Origin of the sequence: Planococcus faecalis (assembly GCF_002009235.1) — a bacterium.
GTDB classification, from domain to species: domain Bacteria; phylum Bacillota; class Bacilli; order Bacillales_A; family Planococcaceae; genus Planococcus; species Planococcus kocurii.
This window is the reverse complement of record NZ_CP019401.1, coordinates 360,986-378,907: the sequence shown is the minus strand read 5'-3', so window position 1 is coordinate 378,907 and position 17,922 is coordinate 360,986. Positions and strand designations below refer to the sequence as shown.

General features: G+C 39.9%; 19 protein-coding genes. 4 read left to right on the top strand and 15 right to left on the bottom strand.

What is annotated here, in order from left to right; all coding sequences use genetic code 11:
- Positions 1-73 precede the first annotated feature (73 nt).
- Together AJGP001_RS01975 and AJGP001_RS01970 are read right to left on the bottom strand one after the other, a co-directional pair.
- Complete coding sequence (locus AJGP001_RS01975) at positions 74-1,165, bottom strand: AI-2E family transporter (RefSeq protein ID WP_071153455.1); 1,092 nt, start codon at positions 1,163-1,165, stop codon at positions 74-76.
- Positions 1,166-1,255: 90 nt separating this feature from the next.
- On the bottom strand, positions 1,256-1,537 hold the full coding sequence (locus AJGP001_RS01970; RefSeq protein WP_071153454.1) for a hypothetical protein: 282 nt from the start codon (positions 1,535-1,537) through the stop codon (positions 1,256-1,258).
- Positions 1,538-1,826: 289 nt separating this feature from the next.
- On the opposite strand from AJGP001_RS01970, the gene AJGP001_RS01965 reads away from it, so the two are divergent.
- Positions 1,827-2,930: an S-layer homology domain-containing protein gene (locus AJGP001_RS01965; protein ID WP_071153453.1), complete on the top strand. Its 1,104-nt coding sequence runs from the start codon at positions 1,827-1,829 to the stop codon at positions 2,928-2,930.
- 34 nt (positions 2,931-2,964) lie between these two features.
- Here the strand turns inward: AJGP001_RS01965 and AJGP001_RS01960 are convergent, their stop codons facing one another.
- Positions 2,965-3,429, bottom strand: coding sequence for a YaiI/YqxD family protein (locus tag AJGP001_RS01960; protein WP_058386512.1), 465 nt, complete (start codon positions 3,427-3,429; stop codon positions 2,965-2,967).
- Positions 3,429-4,001, bottom strand: a complete 573-nt coding sequence (locus AJGP001_RS01955; protein ID WP_071153452.1) for a DUF1836 domain-containing protein — start codon at positions 3,999-4,001, stop codon at positions 3,429-3,431. The genes AJGP001_RS01960 and AJGP001_RS01955 overlap by 1 nt, the downstream gene beginning before the upstream one ends.
- 139 nt (positions 4,002-4,140) lie before the next feature.
- On the opposite strand from AJGP001_RS01955, the gene trhA reads away from it, so the two are divergent.
- The gene (trhA, locus tag AJGP001_RS01950; protein WP_071153451.1) at positions 4,141-4,788 is read left to right on the top strand and encodes a PAQR family membrane homeostasis protein TrhA; all 648 of its coding nucleotides are present in this window, start codon (positions 4,141-4,143) and stop codon (positions 4,786-4,788) included.
- A gap of 96 nt (positions 4,789-4,884) precedes the next feature.
- Here trhA and AJGP001_RS01945 read toward each other — a convergent pair whose 3' ends face one another.
- The 6 genes from AJGP001_RS01945 to AJGP001_RS01920 all read right to left on the bottom strand — a co-directional run bounded on the left by AJGP001_RS01945 (position 4,885) and on the right by AJGP001_RS01920 (position 12,557).
- Entirely contained in the window at positions 4,885-6,057 is a 1,173-nt protein-coding gene (locus tag AJGP001_RS01945) for an MFS transporter (RefSeq protein ID WP_071153450.1), read from the bottom strand.
- Positions 6,050-6,493, bottom strand: coding sequence for a MarR family winged helix-turn-helix transcriptional regulator (locus AJGP001_RS01940; protein WP_237150188.1), 444 nt, complete (start codon positions 6,491-6,493; stop codon positions 6,050-6,052). The genes AJGP001_RS01945 and AJGP001_RS01940 overlap by 8 nt, the downstream gene beginning before the upstream one ends.
- 115 nt (positions 6,494-6,608) lie before the next feature.
- Positions 6,609-7,877, bottom strand: a complete 1,269-nt coding sequence (locus tag AJGP001_RS01935) for an acetyl-CoA hydrolase/transferase family protein (RefSeq protein WP_071153448.1) — start codon at positions 7,875-7,877, stop codon at positions 6,609-6,611.
- A gap of 115 nt (positions 7,878-7,992) precedes the next feature.
- Positions 7,993-8,199 carry a hypothetical protein gene (locus AJGP001_RS01930; protein ID WP_058386518.1) on the bottom strand — a complete coding sequence of 69 codons (207 nt, stop codon included), beginning with the start codon at positions 8,197-8,199 and terminating at the stop codon, positions 7,993-7,995.
- A gap of 102 nt (positions 8,200-8,301) precedes the next feature.
- Positions 8,302-11,394, bottom strand: a complete 3,093-nt coding sequence (locus tag AJGP001_RS01925; protein ID WP_071153447.1) for an SbcC/MukB-like Walker B domain-containing protein — start codon at positions 11,392-11,394, stop codon at positions 8,302-8,304.
- Positions 11,391-12,557, bottom strand: coding sequence for an exonuclease SbcCD subunit D (locus AJGP001_RS01920; RefSeq protein WP_078080088.1), 1,167 nt, complete (start codon positions 12,555-12,557; stop codon positions 11,391-11,393). The genes AJGP001_RS01925 and AJGP001_RS01920 overlap by 4 nt, the downstream gene beginning before the upstream one ends.
- A 130-nt stretch (positions 12,558-12,687) precedes the next feature.
- Between AJGP001_RS01920 and AJGP001_RS01915 the strand changes: the two genes are divergently transcribed.
- Entirely contained in the window at positions 12,688-12,909 is a 222-nt protein-coding gene (locus AJGP001_RS01915; RefSeq protein WP_058386521.1) for a hypothetical protein, read from the top strand.
- Between the two features lie 50 nt (positions 12,910-12,959).
- The gene (locus AJGP001_RS01910; RefSeq protein WP_058386522.1) at positions 12,960-13,400 is read left to right on the top strand and encodes a YtoQ family protein; all 441 of its coding nucleotides are present in this window, start codon (positions 12,960-12,962) and stop codon (positions 13,398-13,400) included.
- Between the two features lie 27 nt (positions 13,401-13,427).
- On the opposite strand, the gene AJGP001_RS01905 is transcribed toward AJGP001_RS01910, so the two are convergent.
- The 5 genes from AJGP001_RS01905 to AJGP001_RS01885 form a co-directional block, all read right to left on the bottom strand.
- Positions 13,428-13,736: a magnetosome magnetite crystal formation protein family gene (locus tag AJGP001_RS01905; RefSeq protein WP_058386523.1), complete on the bottom strand. Its 309-nt coding sequence runs from the start codon at positions 13,734-13,736 to the stop codon at positions 13,428-13,430.
- Positions 13,737-13,804: 68 nt separating this feature from the next.
- Positions 13,805-14,788, bottom strand: coding sequence for a zinc-binding dehydrogenase (locus AJGP001_RS01900; RefSeq protein WP_078080087.1), 984 nt, complete (start codon positions 14,786-14,788; stop codon positions 13,805-13,807).
- 5 nt (positions 14,789-14,793) lie between these two features.
- Complete coding sequence (locus AJGP001_RS01895; protein WP_071153446.1) at positions 14,794-15,726, bottom strand: ArsA family ATPase; 933 nt, start codon at positions 15,724-15,726, stop codon at positions 14,794-14,796.
- A 24-nt stretch (positions 15,727-15,750) separates the two neighbouring features.
- Positions 15,751-16,014: a cory-CC-star protein gene (locus tag AJGP001_RS01890; RefSeq protein WP_006829350.1), complete on the bottom strand. Its 264-nt coding sequence runs from the start codon at positions 16,012-16,014 to the stop codon at positions 15,751-15,753.
- Positions 16,015-16,082: 68 nt separating this feature from the next.
- Positions 16,083-17,819, bottom strand: a complete 1,737-nt coding sequence (locus AJGP001_RS01885; protein WP_058386526.1) for a carbon starvation CstA family protein — start codon at positions 17,817-17,819, stop codon at positions 16,083-16,085.
- Positions 17,820-17,922: the final 103 nt, after the last annotated feature.

The window sequence follows — 17,922 nt, the reverse complement described above, 5'->3', positions numbered from 1 at the left end:
TTAATATATCACAATTTTCTGATTTTCAGAACCTTTGATAGAAAATAACTAACATTTAGCAAAAATAAAGGGACTAAATGACCTCTTTGTTAGCAACTCCTCTTTTTTTCCACAAACGATTAAATAGTCGAAAGTTATGAACGAGCGTTTTCACTACTGCATATGTTGGAATAGCAATCAAAATGCCAATAAATCCATACAAAGCACCGGCAATCATTAGCAACAAGATGATTGTCAACGGATGAATGTTTAATCGGTTGCTCATAATATTGGGTGTCACCAAATTCCCTTCAAGCTGCTGTACGACTAGTAAAACCAAAACCACCTTTACCGCCATCCATATATCGCCACTCATTAAAGCAACAAACAGGGCAGGAATAATCCCAATCAGCGGACCTAAAAACGGAACGATAATTAAGAACATCGCAAAAATTGCTAAACTAAGGGCATAATCCAATCCAATAAGTAAATAGCCGATATACATGAAAGTCCCAACAACCGCAGCAACAATCGCTTGACCGACAATAAATGCAGAAAGGGTCCGATCAATATCCTTCAATAGTTTTTTGCCTTCCGGCTTATGTTCCTCAGGCAAATACTTTGTTAAATGCGGAATAAACTTTTCGTCATCTTTTAATAGAAAGAACAGAACAAAAGGGACAACGATTAGCACAATCGCAACATTCATGACTGTTGTTAAAATAGTCATGACATTATTTAATAAGCTTTCTGAAAGATTTTCCAAAAAGTTCAAAGCTCCTGCTTTTATCTCCGGACCTGTAACTCCACCTAATTTAAAATCAGCCAGTAAATCATTCGATTCCTCGGTTACTTCTTCAACTTTTGAAGGCGCTAAGTTCGCCAAACTTTCGACTTGATTGGTGATGACAGGACCGAAGAAATAAAGCAAGGTAGATAAAGTTAAAATAATGATTGCAAAGACGATTCCAATTCCTATAATTTTAGATACATAACGCATCAGTACCTTCACAAATGGACGCAATAGGTAATAAAGAAGTCCACCGATTAAAATAGGGGCAAAAATAGTTGCGACGATGATTTGCAATGGCTCAAAAATATAATCGATCTTTCCTAAAAAGAACAAAGTAATGGCAACGAGCAAGATTGCCGTTGTGTATTCAAAAAACGGTTTTTTAATCCACAAAGTTTTCCCCACCTCTCTTTTATCCAAAGAATTTCCGACACAGAAAAGCGAAAGCAAAAAGAACTTTTGCTTTCGCTCGTGGTCATCTTTTTAGTTATCTTCTTCAAGCTCTCGCATTTCTTTATGAGTTTGTGGAAATGCATTGGCTTGCCATTCATCCCGGTAAGCTGAGTCTAACTGAGACAGACCCTTCTCAGCGGAGTCATCTAGAGCATCTACACTTTCGCGTTCGTCAATTTCTGAACTATTGTACATATCTATATCCGGTTCTACACGCACTGCATTTCTTTCTTGGTATGCGCGGTAGACAAAAATTCCAGAGGCCGCTGCAAGTGCGCTGCCAATAAGTGTGTTCATTGTCGATTTCTTCATCCATAATTCCCCCATAAAAATACATATATTTTCTCACTTCCTTTTATATACCCGTTATCTGTTTTCTAAACTAACTAAACAGAACTTAGCTCGCTGTAAATTTTCTCTCATAACAGGATTCCGCCTAGAACTACCGCCTCGTTTTTTGTATTTATCTTTGAACACAAGCACTTTAGTGATATAAGCGTAGCTGGTTAAATTAATCTTGATTTATTATTTTATATAACAATTATTTGTTACTTTTATCTTTATGATGTGGTAAAATAAGATCAAATAGGGAGGGATCAATATGAAGACTTTGTTGTCTTTAATTGCTGCTGTCATCCTGATGTTCAGTTCGTTTTTGTCTCCCGCCAAAGCGATTGTTTTGTTTGATGATGTGTATGCCAGCCACCCGTTCGCTTTTGAAATTGCTTACTTGTACGAAGAAGGAATCATCAACGGTTACCGTGATGGCACCTTCCGACCAAACGATCCTGTTACACGTGCCCACGCTGTCGCGATGATTGGACGTGCCTTAAATTTAGACGACACTTCCCGCTCGACCGGCTTTAGAGATGTATCCGCCAATAATCGGTTCTCAGGTTATATCGCTTCGGCCGTTGAAGAGGAAATCGTTTTCGGTTTCCCGAACAATTATTTCCGCCCAAACTGGACTGTCACTCGTGCCCAAACGGTTGCAATGCTTGACAGAGCCTTCTATTTTCCAGAAGCTCCGGCTAATACGTTTAAAGACATGAGTGCAAATCATTTTGCATTTGATGCCGTATCAAGACTTGCCCACCAAGGTGTTGCACGTGGCTATTCGAATAATACGTTCCGCCCCGATGTTCCAGTAACGCGCGCTCAATTTTCTGCATTTCTGGCACGCGCGATCGAGCCGTCTTTTATTCCTGAAAAACAGAAATTGCTTATGACAGCTAACGACATTTTGGCGGATCTGAAAGCCAAAAAATTTAGTGACGTGGCAACTTATGTGAGTTCAACAGATGGATTAACTTTCTGTCCTTACAGCGGTGGCTGCATCGATAGTGGTGGCGTCACTTTTACCAAAGCACAGTTACCTAACTTTATGAAAAACTCCACTAATTATCTATGGGGTTATCAAGATGGTAGCGGATTTGAAATCAAGTTGACACCAGCTAAGTATTACAGTGCGTACTTGATGAATGCGACCTACACCGCTAAAGAGCGATATGGGCAGACCATCCAACCAACTACACACGAGTTTATTCATCAGCTGTATCCTCAAGCAACGATTGTCGAATACTATTACCCAGGTACAGACCGGTATGGACAAATGGATTGGCAAAGCCTGAATATGGTATTTGAAAAGAACAGTAGTGGTGATTGGCAGTTAATAGCGATTGTCAACGATCGCTGGACAATCTAATTGCACCTAATAAGTAAAAAAATGCTCGGCGACTTTAGGTCCCGAGCATTTTTTCATTTTCGCTGACTTGTTCTAGCAATTTGATTAGGGCCACTTGAAATTTCTCATTATCTTCAGGCTGACGTTTTTTCGGTCCTTTCATTCTGCCTCCACTTTGTCGAATTTTTTTGGCGACATGACGGCCGTGGAGCAGCTGTTCAATATTTTCATCTGAATAAACACGGCCATTTTGATCGATTGGAATTCCGCGTTTGGCAAGTACCATTGCCGCAAGTCCATAATCTTGAGTGACGACAATATCCCCTTTTTTAACACGATTTACGAGAACAAAGTCCACAGCATCTGCTCCTTTTGATACGGTAATTGTCTCTGCTCCTTCTCGATGCATTTCATGGGAAGTGTCGCAAATTAAAACAACAGGCAAGCGAAATTTTTTAGCCAAATCGATGGTCTGCCCAACAACCGGACATCCGTCTGCATCAATAAGAATGTTGACCATTATTTTTCCACCCTTTCCACCATCTCGTCTACCAGTTTTTCAGCCGCTCTTCGGTAAAGATTGCTGGTGTGTACGAGTGACGCAATTAGCAGTACGCGCTCCAATTCTTCGGAGTCTTTAACTTCTACAACTTGATCGGCAGCTTCTTGTGTTTGGTGTTTTAAGGCATCCGCAAAAACCTCTGTGTTGCTTTGCTGAAGGGTTAAATAACTGCGATAAAATGCCTCTAAATCTAATTCTTTTTGTTCTGCCTTTTCATTAATTCCAGTTAACACTTGCTTAACGTCATTGATCGACAAAGCGCTTTTCATTTGATAAATCAAGCTAATCAACATAATGTGATCACGGCTGTATTTTTTGTTGTGAACCGGATAAAATAATTTTCCTTTAGCATAATTGTTAATCATCGTTTTGGTTAAGATTTTCTCATCGGAACGGCGCTTAGAATCAACAAAACTCGATTCAAACAATTGAATGACCTGATCGATATACAGGTCAATCTTTGGAATATCTTCTGGCAAAATCTGATTATGGAAAACCATCTCTCCGATGACATCAGTCGCTTTTCTCATACATCGCACGCTCCCTACAGGTATTTATATTGGATATCTTACCTTATTATTAGAGTTTCTCCAAACTTGACTCCCTTTAATAATGCGAGTATCGTTATAAATAGTTTCAATAACTACGTAGAGTGAGGAGCTATTCCATATGTCCGTATATATCCGAGAACCGTTTAATGCCTTATCCCATTTAGCAGGAGCTATTTTATCATTAGTTGCACTTTTGGCAATGGTTATTAAAACTGCTTATGCCAATGAACCTGTTTTGCACGTAATAGCTGTTTCTATTTTCGGCATCAGCTTAATTTTGTTGTATACAGCTTCTACCATTTATCATTCAGCTCTATCACAGCCTTATATTATTGCGTTTTTGCGAAAACTCGATCACTCGATGATTTTCGCTTTAATTGCAGGTTCCTACGCACCCTTTTGTTTAATCGCTCTTGGCGGAACACTTGGCTGGACCTTATTTTCACTTGTCACTATTTTAGGGCTCAGCGGAATTTTCTTTAAAATGGTTTGGTTTCATTCTCCGAGATGGCTCTCCACGGCGATTTACATCGCTATGGGCTGGATCATCATTTTCGCTGTCGTTCCCTTGGCAGACAGCCTTTCTTTAACCGGGTTGCTTTTGCTTGTTGCCGGTGGTGTTTCTTATACAGTCGGTGGTGTTATTTACGCAATAAAACCCAATTTTCTATCGTCTAAATACTTAGGTTTTCACGAGATTTTCCATCTTTTTATTCTCTTCGGCAGCCTTTTTCATTTCTTGTCTGTTTATTTTTACGTATTGTAAAATGCAACAACTAAAACCAACCTAAAAACAGATGGAGAAAAAAAGACTCTTTTTCTCCATCTGTTGTATTTTAAAGTATTATAGACAGCTGCTTTCTTAGTTTTCCTGCTTTTCTTGTTTCGATTCAATCCACATATAGTAAAAAACAACAAGGATTACAAAAAGACCGAGCATTAAGTAGAGATTTGAATACCCTGCAATTCCTGCGATTAATCCGAGCAGTACAGATCCAACTGCGATTCCGCTATCATAAAAAGCAAAGAACGTTCCTGTTGCATATCCGCTACGGTGTTTATCTGCAGCTTGGATGGCTAAACTTTGGAAACTTGGAAGCAAGGTTCCGTATCCAAGACCGATGAGCGCCCCTGATAGTAACAACATCCAAGAACTCTCCGTAAAACTTAGTGAAATGAGTCCGATTCCGAAGATGATGATAGATGGGATAATGACAACTTTTGGTCCACTAGTGTCGAATAGCCGCCCGGAAATCGGACGAACAATTAACATTGAAATTGCGTAAACAACAAAGAAAAAACTGGCAGCTTTGAGAAGTCCAAGTGATTCAGCATAAATCGAAATAAATGTAATGATGCTCGCATACGCAAACGAAATTAAAAATCCAACTGTCGCAATGGGTACCGTTTTTTTCTCTAAAAAATCATCTATCGATAGCTTAGATTTTTCTTGTTTTACGAACGGTGTTTCATCCACTTTAACGACTACTGCACAAAAGAACCCGATAATCATAATTACTGCTAACGTCGTGAAAACTGTTTGTGCTGATGCATATTGCTGTAAAGTCAACGCAATAAAAGGACCAACCACAACAGCAAGATTCATAGCGATACCGTAATAACCTAACCCTTCACCACGCCGCTCTGGCGGAATAATGTCTGCAGCGATTGCCCCTGCTACAGTGGTCAGTAAGCTAAACCAAATACCATGAAAAAAGCGGAGCCACAAAAGCACAGTAAAGCTACCAACAAATATATACAGCACAGTACTCACAGCAAAAAAGAAAAGCGAAATCATCAAGATTCGTTTTTTCCCGAATTTCTCTAGAATCATGCCTGCAAAAAAGCGCATGATAATTGCAGATAGTAAGAACACAGTTACTGCTAGTCCTCCGTCTGTTGCTGTACCCCCTAAATCATTCAATACATATAGCGGTGTATAGGTGAGTAGCGCGTAAAAAACGACAAATATAAAAAATGTGCTTACAGAAATGTTAATAAAGCTTCTCGTCCAAATTGGTCGTTTTTCACTCATTGTTTACATCCTTTTCACCAGAATTATTCGTTCCTATTTTTTTCAACAGAAGAATTAGCTGGTCTTGTTCTTTATCGGAAAGACCCGAAACTAAAGTTTTCTCGGTTTGCCCGATTCGTTCTGCTATTTCTGACATCTTTTGTTCAGCAAAAGGTGAAAGTTGAACAATTCGCTCGCGCTTGTCTTTGCCTTCTCTCCTCAATATCCATCCACTTTCTTCCAAACGTACAATCGTCCTCGTAACAGTCGGTGCTTCAACATTTAAGTATTGCCAAATTTCTTTTTGCGTCATTGAACCAAACTGTTTAAGGCAAAACAAGATAGACCACTGCGAGCTATATAATTCAAATTCTCTCAACGTATCATTTACTTCTTTCACCGATAAACGAGCTTTTTGATGAATTTCATGGAACAGTAATTTTCTCATCATTTTCATCCCCCGAACTACTTACTTAGGTAAGTATATGCTCTTTCTATAGACTAGTAAAGAAAAAGCATTTCGCTAAACGAACAAAAAGCCGTCTTCAAAAGAAAACGGCTTTTTGCTTCTATTAAATTAAAAATCCATGTTTTTTCGCGTCGAACAATAATTCTTCTCGAAACTTAGGATGAGCAATTGCCGCTAAGCGCCTTGCCCGCTCTGAGATGGAAACACCATGCAGACGAGCTACCCCATACTCTGTAACAATATGATCTACATCATTTTTTCCCGTAGTGACAACCGATCCGGGAGCAAGTTGTAGCTTAATACGTGATAATGTATCGTCTTTCGCGGTCGATGGCATGCAAATATACCCCTTACCATTTTCAGCAAATCGAACGCCGCGAGCAAAATCTACTTGGCCACCACTTGACGAGTAATACTTGCCGCCTACTGTTTCAGACGCACACTGACCGAACAAATCCACTTCTGTTGTCGAGTTTATCGATACAATATTTTTTTCTTTAGCAATTTCTCTAGGATCATTAACAACACTTACCGGCAAAAATTCAACTGCTGGATTATTATCGATAAAATCATATAAGTTTTTAGAACCAAAAGCAAAAGTAGCTACAATTTTTCCTGGATTCGTAAATTTCCGTGTTCCATCTACCGCACCCGCAGCTACCAGCTTTGCTACACCATCTGGTAGCATTTCTGTGTGAATTCCCAAATGCCGATGATCTTTTAGCATACTAATAACAGCATTAGGAACAGACCCGATTCCGATTTGCAAAGTATCCCCATCTTGAATATCTTGAATGATGGAAGATGCAATCAACAAATCTTTATCGCTTACTTCCATCACTTTTTCTTCTGAAAGAGCTGCATGATGCTCTACATAGCCTGCGATTTGGCTGATGTGAATTTGGTTGCGACCAAATGTACGCGGCATTTGATCGTTCACTTCTAAGATAAACGGCACTTTACCAATAAACTCAGCAATATAATCAGCCTGAGTTCCTAATGTAAAATAGCCGTGTTCATCCATTGGTGAAGCAACTGTTAAAATCATCGACATTTTAGTAGTTTTCCGAAGCAAACGCGGCACTTCATGGAAGTTGTTCGGAACAAGTTCCATTTTTGCCTGCTGGTAGACTTTTCGTGTAGCACCACTCAAAAAATACGAAACATGCCGCAATTGCTCGATGTCACCTTGGATGTACGAGCGTGAACGCAATGCCAACATTTGATGGATTCTTACCCCATCCAATTGCTCTGCATTTTCCTCTAATATATCTAGTAAGCGAATTGGCTCTCCATTAGCAATTGGAACGATCAAATCTGCTTTGGAATCGATTAAATCGATAACTTCTTGTGGCATTAATTTTTTTCCCATCACGTAACCCCCTGTACTTTCCCTCATAATGCTCTAGCTTTACTATACGTCATCACGACTCTATTTTCCTTCAAAATTTCTATACCATTGTACTTGCTGCACACATAAAAAACCGTCAGTTTTTCTGACGGTTTTTCAAGGCAAAACCGATGCCAGCCAAGCCAAATAATGCCATTAATGCCCACAAAATCACCAGAGTAATGGACCCTATTCCATCAGACCCTTGCACTACAGCAAATAACTGCAATGCAAAGAAAGCCAGACTGATTAAAGTAATTGCTCCAAAATAAACCATTCGCGCTTTAAAACTAAAGTTTTTCATATTGTAAACCCCTTTGGTTTCACTATTTTACACATTACGCTCTTATCTCTAGCATTCACTTTTTTGGAGTGTACTAAACGCTCGAATCCTTCGTAACCGATCTTATTTGATAAGAAATTTTGTGCGGCTATGTCCTTCTTTTGATTTTTTGACTTCCAGTATAGCCGGAATCGCAGCTTTCAGTTCTTGCACATGTGAGATAACACCAATCATTCGTCCTGATTTTTGCAAGTCAATCAAGGTTTCAATTGATTTATTAAGCGATTCTTCATCGAGTGAACCAAAGCCTTCGTCGATAAACATTGTGTCAATTGAGACATTGCCTTGGAAACTTTGAATGACGTCCGCCATTCCGAGTGCTAAACATAATGAGGCGTTGAATTTTTCTCCACCCGACATGGTTTTCACATCACGCGTCTGTCCTGTGTAAGCATCGTAAACGTCTAGACCCAATCCACTTTGTTTGCCACGGGATTCTTGACGGTCACTGCGAATCAAATGAAATTGACCATTGGATAAATTTTTCAGCCGTTCGTTGGCCGACAAGATAATTTGCTCCAAATATTCGATTTGCAAATAACGTTCAAATGAAATCTTTAAGCCGTTCTGTCCGCGAATCATGTCATGCAAATCAGCAATTCGATTCAAATTCTGTTCGGCTACAAGTGCACTTTCAATCACCCCATGAATACGCTCGATTAACTCTAACCCGATTTTTTCGAAATCGCGTGATCGATTGCGTTCTGCAAGTGCTTGCTCGTACGCATCTTTCAGTTCAACCAACTCTTCCTGTGCTTGACTCAAATCTTTGAAACTCTGAGTCGCAAGCTTTTCGTTAAGCTCGTTCACTTGTTGCGATAAAGTATGACGGGTTTGATTGAATTCAAGAATCTCTTTTTTCAATGTTGTAAATGCGGTGTCTGATATTTTTGCCTGCTGATACGCTGCTTCCGAATCAAAGGATGATTTCGTTAAAGCTTCCGTAAACTGTTGTTGCGCTTTTTCTCTTTTTTGCGCTATTTCTTCTGCTACGTCTTTAGCGTGATTGACGGAAACCAACGTACTAGCTAGCTTTTCTTTCGACTTTTGGAACTGCTCTTGAGCGCTAGTCCAGCTTTGTTCCAACTGCTGCTTGCGTGAAGAAACTTGCTGCAACTGCTGTTCTAAAACAGAGAGCTCTCGTAAATTTTCTGGAACCGCAGCCAGTTCGTTTTCAAAAACAGCTTTAGCTGCAAAATAAGAAGATTGCTTTTTCTGCACCTCTTCAACCAATCCACGGCTATTCCGCTCCAGTTCTTCTATTTTACGGGAACAATTAGCCAGTTGTTCTTTCCACTTCCGCACATCTAGTTTGGCGGCCTGCTGCTCTGTCATTTGCTCTGTTAACTGACGCTTTGTTTGTTCCAGCTGACGCGACTGCACTTCAGCCTGCTGGGCATTCAGGTTTACGTTTGTGAGTTCTATCTGTTTATTTTCCAGTTGCTCTTGCAAAGCAAACAATTTTGCTGATCCATTGCGGTATTCCGTATCCACTAAGTCAAAATCGAATTTTGCCATCTCCACTTGTTCTTTGGATACAGGTTGTTCTTCTGTTTTCAAGTCCATACCCGGATGGTCTAAACTTCCACAAACAGGACAAGCCTCTCCGTCATGCAATTGAGCGGCTAAAATATGCGCTTGATTGGTAAACCATCGCGATTCTAGTTGGCGGTAAGAAAGCTCTACTTGTTCAAAGTCTGTCTTTTTCGCTTCTTGAACAACTTGCTGCTGCTGTTTTTGCTGTTTCAGTAAAATGAACTCAGCCGTTAACTTAGCCTTCTCCGTGACTGCCATTAGCTGTTGCTGCGTTTCATCAGCTGTTTCCAGAGAAACTTCTAATTTAGTAATTTTTTCATCTAAGTCTTGCTTTTCGTTTTTCTGAACAGTGAACTCTTTTTCAGCGTGCTTTAAATGGAGTTCTGACTGCTGTAATTCTTTCTCAAGGCTGACTAGGTTTCCTTTTTTCTTTTCTAGCTCTTGAATGGCCGGCCATAGTTTTTCCAAATCACTAATTTGCTCACGTAGCTTGTCCCGTTCACCTTGAAGTTCTTGTTGTGCAATAAACTGCTTTTCAGCAGAAAGCTTTGTTTGTTGTGCCTGTTCTTGCTGGCGGATTGAATCTACTAACTCTACTTTTTTCTTCGTTTCATCAGCACTTAATTCATGAAACAAGTTTTCAATGCCTGCAATATAACTGGCACGTTCGGCCGATTGTAAAGTTGCTTCTTTTTCTGTATATTCTGCTTGCTGCTGTTGCAGCCGCTCAAGCTGTACTTTTTTCGTATTCAGTTCTTCAAAGCGATCATTCCACATTTTTGCCTCGTGATAAGCATTCATTTTGTCACCATGCTGTTTATAGACACTTTGATAATGCTGTTCATCCGCATTGATTTTTTCTTTGTAAAAGCTAGTTTCTTTCTCCAGTCCTGACAACACTTGATGAACATTCTTGTGTTCTCGATTTAATACGTCGAACAGTTCAGAATCTCGTTTTGGCAATGACGACATGATGCGTTGGAGATGGATATTCAAGTCATGTTGCTCACGTTCGAAAACTTTAACAGCGGCATCTTTTTTTTGTTTGAGCCGTTCACTGATCAATTTATATGGCTCTGTCTTGAATATTTTACGTAAAATCTCTTCTTTATTATCTGTTTCAGAAGTTAGTAATTTACGAAATTCACCTTGTGGCAACATAACAATTTGACTAAATTGATTTTGTGTCAGTCCAATAATTTCCTCAACACGTCGATTTATTTCCGAAACAATTTGCCGCTCAACACAAGGCTTTTCAACTCCGTCAATGCGTTCAAAGAATTCATAACGTTCGCCCGTTGCGCTTTTATTGCCTTTTTTCACGTGACCCATTTGACGCAAAATACGATAGATTTTGCCGTGTATTTCAAATTCCATTTCAATACAAGTGTGGGTCGTGTCATCTGCAAAATCACTTCTTAATATGCGTGACTCGCTGCGGTCCGAACCACTAGCAGAACCGTATAAAGCAAAACAAATGCCATCAAAAATGGTCGTCTTGCCTGAACCTGTGCTACCTGAAATGACGAATAGCTGATTGCCCTGCAAATCAGCAAAATCAATTTCTTCTGTATTTTTATAAGGACCGAATGCCGTCATCTTTAGCTTTAAAGGTCTCATGACTTCACCTCTTCTATTTTGGCAGGTTCTTCATGCAGAAACTCTTGCAATACCTCTTTAAAAATATCAATCGTTTCAGCTTTCGCTTTTTCGCCTTTTACTTCCTCGTAAAAATTATGAAACAAAGACAATGAATCCATCTTTCGGCGCGACTCTGTATCACTTTGTAACAGACTCCTAGAAAAATTCTTTCGTTCCACATGCATAGCATTCGGATACACGGAACGTACTTTTTCCATCGGAAATAATACAGGCGCTTCGTCCAATAAAGTCACGAAAACAAAATCCTCGCTCATTTCATGGTGCAAAATTTCATCAATAGTGCCTTCAACCGTACGCATATCACGTCTTGGATTAAATAACCGCTTAGCTACTGACACTTCGCCTTGTCCATCCATTTCAACAACATGGAAACCTTTTTTATGATGCTCTTCTGAAATCGAATATTTTAAAGGGGATCCTGAATAACGAATGGTGTCATTCAGCACATAATGTGCTTTATGAAGATGACCAAGCGCTGTGTAATGGAATCCTTCAAAATGGCTTGCATCTACATGCTCTGCTCCGCCAATTGATAGCGGTCGTTCAGAGTCACTGGTGTTTTCTTCTTGTTCACCATGAGGCGTCACAAATGCATGCCCCACAAACACATGTCGAGCTTGCGAATCGTATGTAGCTTTAATATTTTCTGTAATAGCCTTCATCGCGTCATTATGCGTACGGATGGTGTCATCTTCAAACTCGTAGCGGACCATAGAGGGATCTGCATAAGGCACTAAATGAAAATGAACTTCTCCAAACTGATCGTTCAAGACAGTGGCTTGATGATTTTTGTGGACATGGCCAGTGAGATGAATTTCGTTCATCTTCATCAATCGGCTACCAAAATTCAATCTTCCTGGACTGTCATGGTTGCCGCCTACTGCCAAAACGGGTGTCTTTAGTTCCAACACAATTTCCGCCAGTAGTTCATCTAGTAAATTAACAGCATCAGTTGGCGGAACCGCACGATCATAAAGATCTCCCGCAATAATAATAGCGTCAGGTTGCTCTTTTTTTATAGCATCTATGAATTGCTCCAGCACAAACTGCTGTTCTTCTGTCATGTAAATTCCTTGCACTAACTTTCCTAAATGCCAATCGGCAGTGTGAAAAAACTTCATCAAATTACCCCTTTCTCGTTTCACAAAAGAATATATGTTCGTTCTATTATACACGATACTACCTACTTGTTTTAACTGTGACGATGTTTTATAATAAGAACAAACGTTCTTATTATAAGGAGGGTTACTCATGAAAGCACAAATTTTGAAAGCTTTTAACTACCAGCAGCTGATCGATATGATGTACATGGCAAATGATGGCACCATTAGCAAACGCCGTATCAAAATTTTAAAAATTAGTGGCGACTCGTTTCAAGCCTATTGCTTTCTTCGCTACAAAAAACGCACTTTCAAAATAGATAATGTGCTTTCAGTGATGCCTGTTATCCATAGAGAACGCCAAATCATATAATTTCTGCCAGTATGATACACTGAAAGAAATATCTTTTGGAGGGTGACATGATGAGAATAACTGTTTATCTTGCTGGAGAAATTCATAGCGCTTGGCGCGAGGAAATCAAAAAAAAGGCAGCTACATTGGATTTGCCAATTGATTTTGTAGGTCCAATGGAACTTCATGAACGTTCGGATAATATTGGCGAGGCTATTCTTGGCGAACAGCCTAACGCTGTCGCCAAAGACCACGCTGCTTCTAGCTTTAATAACTTGCGCACGAGTGTCTTGATGCACAAAGCCGATTTGGTCATTGCACTTTTCGGTGAACAGTACAAACAATGGAATACAGCAATGGATGCCAGTACAGCACTTGCTTCGGGCAAGCCAGTCATTCTCATTCGTCCAGAAAAATTACATCATCCATTAAAAGAATTGTCACGAAAAGCACATGCCACGGTTGAAACCTGTGACCAGGCAATTAAAGCGTTAACGTATATTCTTGAATAAAAAAAGTCCCCTCAAAGGGGACTTTTTTTATCGATACCAACTTCCGACTATCGGATAGTCGAAATACTCGTTGTTGAGCGCTTTGAGAATTCCCATGATTGGAATAATGATGCCCATCAGTCCAAAGACAATTAGCATTGGAATGCCGATCAAGAAAACAATCAAAAAAATCGAGATGGAAATCAGTACACCTAAAACAAGTTGAAATAGCAGTGCCTGAATAGACAACTTCTTCACTTCTTTGTCTTGTGAAATGAGAAAAACAATTACCGGAACGAGAAATGGTGCAAAAAACGCACTAGCATGGACAAGTATTTTTAATCCTGTGTTCTCCATTGCGTAAACCTCCAGTCAAATCTTTCTTATCCTTTGTATACGATTGACTGATCAAAAAGTTTCGTTATTTATTCGCTTATTTTCAAAACGACTTTGCCAAACTGATTGCCAGACGCTAAATAATCAAATGCTTCTTGCGCTTGGTCTAACGAATAAGTTTTATCAACGACTGGTCGCATATTGTAAGATTCCATATGCTCGAGCATATCACGTAATTCTTCACGACTTCCCATCGTCGAGCCAAACAATTGATATTGTCCATAAAAAAACTGACGAAGATTAAAATCGACCGTATCTTCTGTAGTGGCTCCGAAAATAACAATGCGTCCACCTTTTTTCAAAATGTCGAGTGACCGATTAAAAGTAGCCCCTCCTACGCTGTCTATGACCAAATCAATTGTTTCATCTGCCATTTCTTCTACCCAATCGCTGTCAGTCGCAATAGTTCGATCGGCACCAATTTTCTGGGCGTGCTGACGCTTTTCTTCACTGCGGGAAGTCACGATTACTCTAGCTCCAATATTTTTAGCGAATTGAATTAAAAACGTTGCAACGCCACTCCCAGCACCTGGAATAAATAAGGTCTCGCCTTTTTTCACTTGCCCTTTTGTAAATAACGCACGGTAGCCCGTCAATGCCGGCAAAGCTAAACTTCCTGCTTCTTCCCAGCTTAAGTAATGAGGTTTTTTCTCTAGCTGTTCGGCTGACACAGTAATTTTCTCTGCAAATGTTCCGTGATCAGGCATCCCTAAAATATCAAACTCTACGGGTGGGCCTTCGCTATTGGTATACCAGCGCAGTGCAGGATTAATGATGACCTCGTCTCCAGCAGCAAAGTCGATGACATCTTCGCCCACTGACTCTACTATACCTGCCCCATCAGAGCCGACGATCATTGCCTCAGGATTGTCACCATAACGCTTGATTAAGCCCAAGTCTCTCCGATTGATGCCTGCTGCTTTTAGCGATACGACCACTTCTTCTGACTTCGCTAGCGGTTCTGGCATATCTTTTAGTTTCCATTCTCCAGATTCCATTACAAATGCTTTCATTTTGTTCATCCTTTCTGAAAATACTCACTAAACAACTCCAACTGTGTCTTACTAATAATATCTTGTGAAAAAAGCGGCACTTGCACCAATTTTTGTTTTGGAAAAGTTTCTTCGATCTGCTGTAAATACTTTTTCTCGTGTTTTTTTCTTTCCATTAAAAATTTACCATCTGCCTCTTCTGGCAGAATTTTATTGATAATCAACGTTTTTACATGAAGATGATATTGATGCAATAAATCCAATGCTTTTTTGGTTTCCAGAATAGGCAGCCGTTCTGGATTTAAGACGAAGATGAATCCTGTTTCTTTTTCATCTAGTAAGAGATCCCGTGCTTTAGAAAAACGCTCTTGTCGTTCTCTCAACACGTCATAAATAGGATCTTCACGAGGTTCACCATCATTTAGCAACTGTGTATAGTTTTCGTTCGTCTTACGCCGTTTTTCAAGTAACCCGTCAATCCAAACACCCATCAACTCAGGCAAAGTCAAAAGCCGGATAGTATGACCAGTCGGAGCTGTATCGAACACCAATTTGTCGAAGTTTTGTCGTTCTTCTAAAATAATATGAATTAGTTTATCGAACAATGCTGCTTCATCTGCACCTGGAGAAGCTTTCGCCGTATCCAATTGTCGGTTCACTTCCTCCATCATACTGGAGTGAACCGTACCTTTAATATTGGCTTTTACTGTTTTAATGTAGTTATCCGTTTCAATTTCAGGATCAATTTCCAGCGCGTAGAGATTGTCGGCAATTGCTTTTGTTTTACCGCCAATGTTCTCATTAAAAATATCGCCCACATTGTGTGCTGGATCTGTTGAAATCAATAAAGTTTTATTGCCTTCTTTGGCTGATCTCCAGGCAATGGCTGCGGCAGATGTCGATTTTCCAACGCCACCTTTTCCTCCAACAAAAATGATGTTTTTTGATAGCACATCCATCCTACTCCCTCATTCCTTATAACCCTAACAGCAACGAATGCCGGTTAACGGTGATTTATCCATTCCCATCCGCAGATGCCAATCATGGAACTCTTCAATCATGTACGGATACAATTCCAATGTGTAGTAATAAACTGGATTGGGAATGCCGAGCATCTCCGAGTAGAGCATTAGAAGAAAGAGATCATCTTCATCTCGAAGTTCACGTGCAATTTCAGTGCGATGCGGCAATTCAAGGACAGCTTCATAGAAAGCGATCAATTGTTTTAATTTATCGAACACCAACATAGTAGCACCTCTCTCTACTAAAAATACAAGGGATCACAACATGCATGATCCCTTGGCCATTCTTCATTTTATTCTTCTTCTGAGAAACCTGGATCTGTTTTATTCAATAATGCTTGGACAGCGGTTAGGATAATCCATAACGTAAAGACGAAGATGATAGCTCCAAATATGAACAACAGCATACTTGGCTGCTCTGCATACCACGCCCACTGCAAAAACACTTGCTGGAACATCGCCCAAAGCGTCATAAACATAAGGAAAATCATTGGGATGATAGTGATCATATAATTTCGCCCGAGCTTCTTAAGCCATATGGAAATTAACAATAAACTAATACCCGCGAGTAACTGATTGGCTGTTCCGAACAATGGCCACAACAAGTAACCACCTGACCCAAATCCGTTTGGTCCTTCAGGAAGCAACACTAGTGCTGCACTTGCTCCAACGGCAAGTGTCGTCGCGACGTGTTTTTTCTCAAGAGATGGAATTTTGTATTCGACACCTAATTCCGAAATGATGTAACGCATTAAACGAACCGAAGTATCCAAAGTTGTTGCAGCAAATGAAACAACAATAATCGAAACAATTGTTGAAGCGATTTCCGGTGGAATCAGCAATCCTTGAGCTAAATTGGTAGCACCTTCGATAAAGGCCCCTAAACCAGCTCCATTAGATGCTTGGAAACTGCTATAAGTTGCAAAGAACGATTCACGGTCGGGGAATAATGTAATAACGGCAATGATGGAAATCAATGCCAAAATCCCTTCTCCAATTGCCCCTAAATAACCGACAAAGCGGGCGTCTGTTTCTTTATCCAACTGTTTTGAAGAAGTTCCGGAAGAAACCAGTCCATGAAATCCTGAAATTGCACCACAGGCAATCGTGATGAACAACAACGGAAACCAGGAGATATCGGCATCTGGATTGGTCATCGGTGCTGTGATTTTAGGGTTCGTAAATAACAAACCAAGATAAAGAATACCAAGCCCAACGATCAATTGATGAGAGTTGATAAAATCGCGCGGCTGAAGTAGTTTCCAAACCGGTAGAGTAGAAGCAATATAAACATAGATCATCAAAACAATAATCCAAATAAAGAATGCGGTGGAAATCGGATCGAGACCGAATATTCCAGTGCCATTTTCTCCACCCATGTATTGAACAAGATCAATTTGAAGAAAGCTTATTTGGCTGGCGGCGATAGCGGTTATATACATAACTGCCAAAGCAAACAACGAAGGAATAAGCATTTTCTTATTTTTCTTATAAACAGCATGACCAATCCAAACAGCTAAAGGAATCTGAATAAATACTGGCACAACGCTAGCTGGATATGAGATAAATAGTTTAGCAATCACCCAAGCAAATACTGCGTTGACCATTAGCACTAAAATTAAAATGATAAACAAGAACAAAACTTTTCCTCGTTGACCAATCAACCGGTGTGCAAGTGTTCCGACTGATTGTCCTTTGTTTCGAACTGATAAAACCAATGTCCCGAAATCGTGAACACCTGCCGCAAAGACTGTACCGAAAACTACCCATAACACTGCCGGTAGCCATCCCCAATAAACAGCAATAGCTGGTCCTAAAATCGGTGCAGCTCCAGCAACAGAAGTAAAATGATGCCCCCATAAAACAAATTTGTTGGTCGGAACAAAATCGACGCCATCTTTAAAGCGATGTGCAGGAGTAACATAGTTCGGATCAAGTTTGAAAATCTTTTCTGCTATAAATTTGGAATAAAAGCGATAACCTAGTATAAAGATGAAAATTCCGATAGCAGCAAGTGCAATAGCATTCATGAATCCAACTCCTTTTCTTTTTTTACAAACGCTAAAAAATCGCTTGTATGGCAATCATAGATGATTGTCAAAAGAATGTAAATGTTCCGACAAATATTTCTTT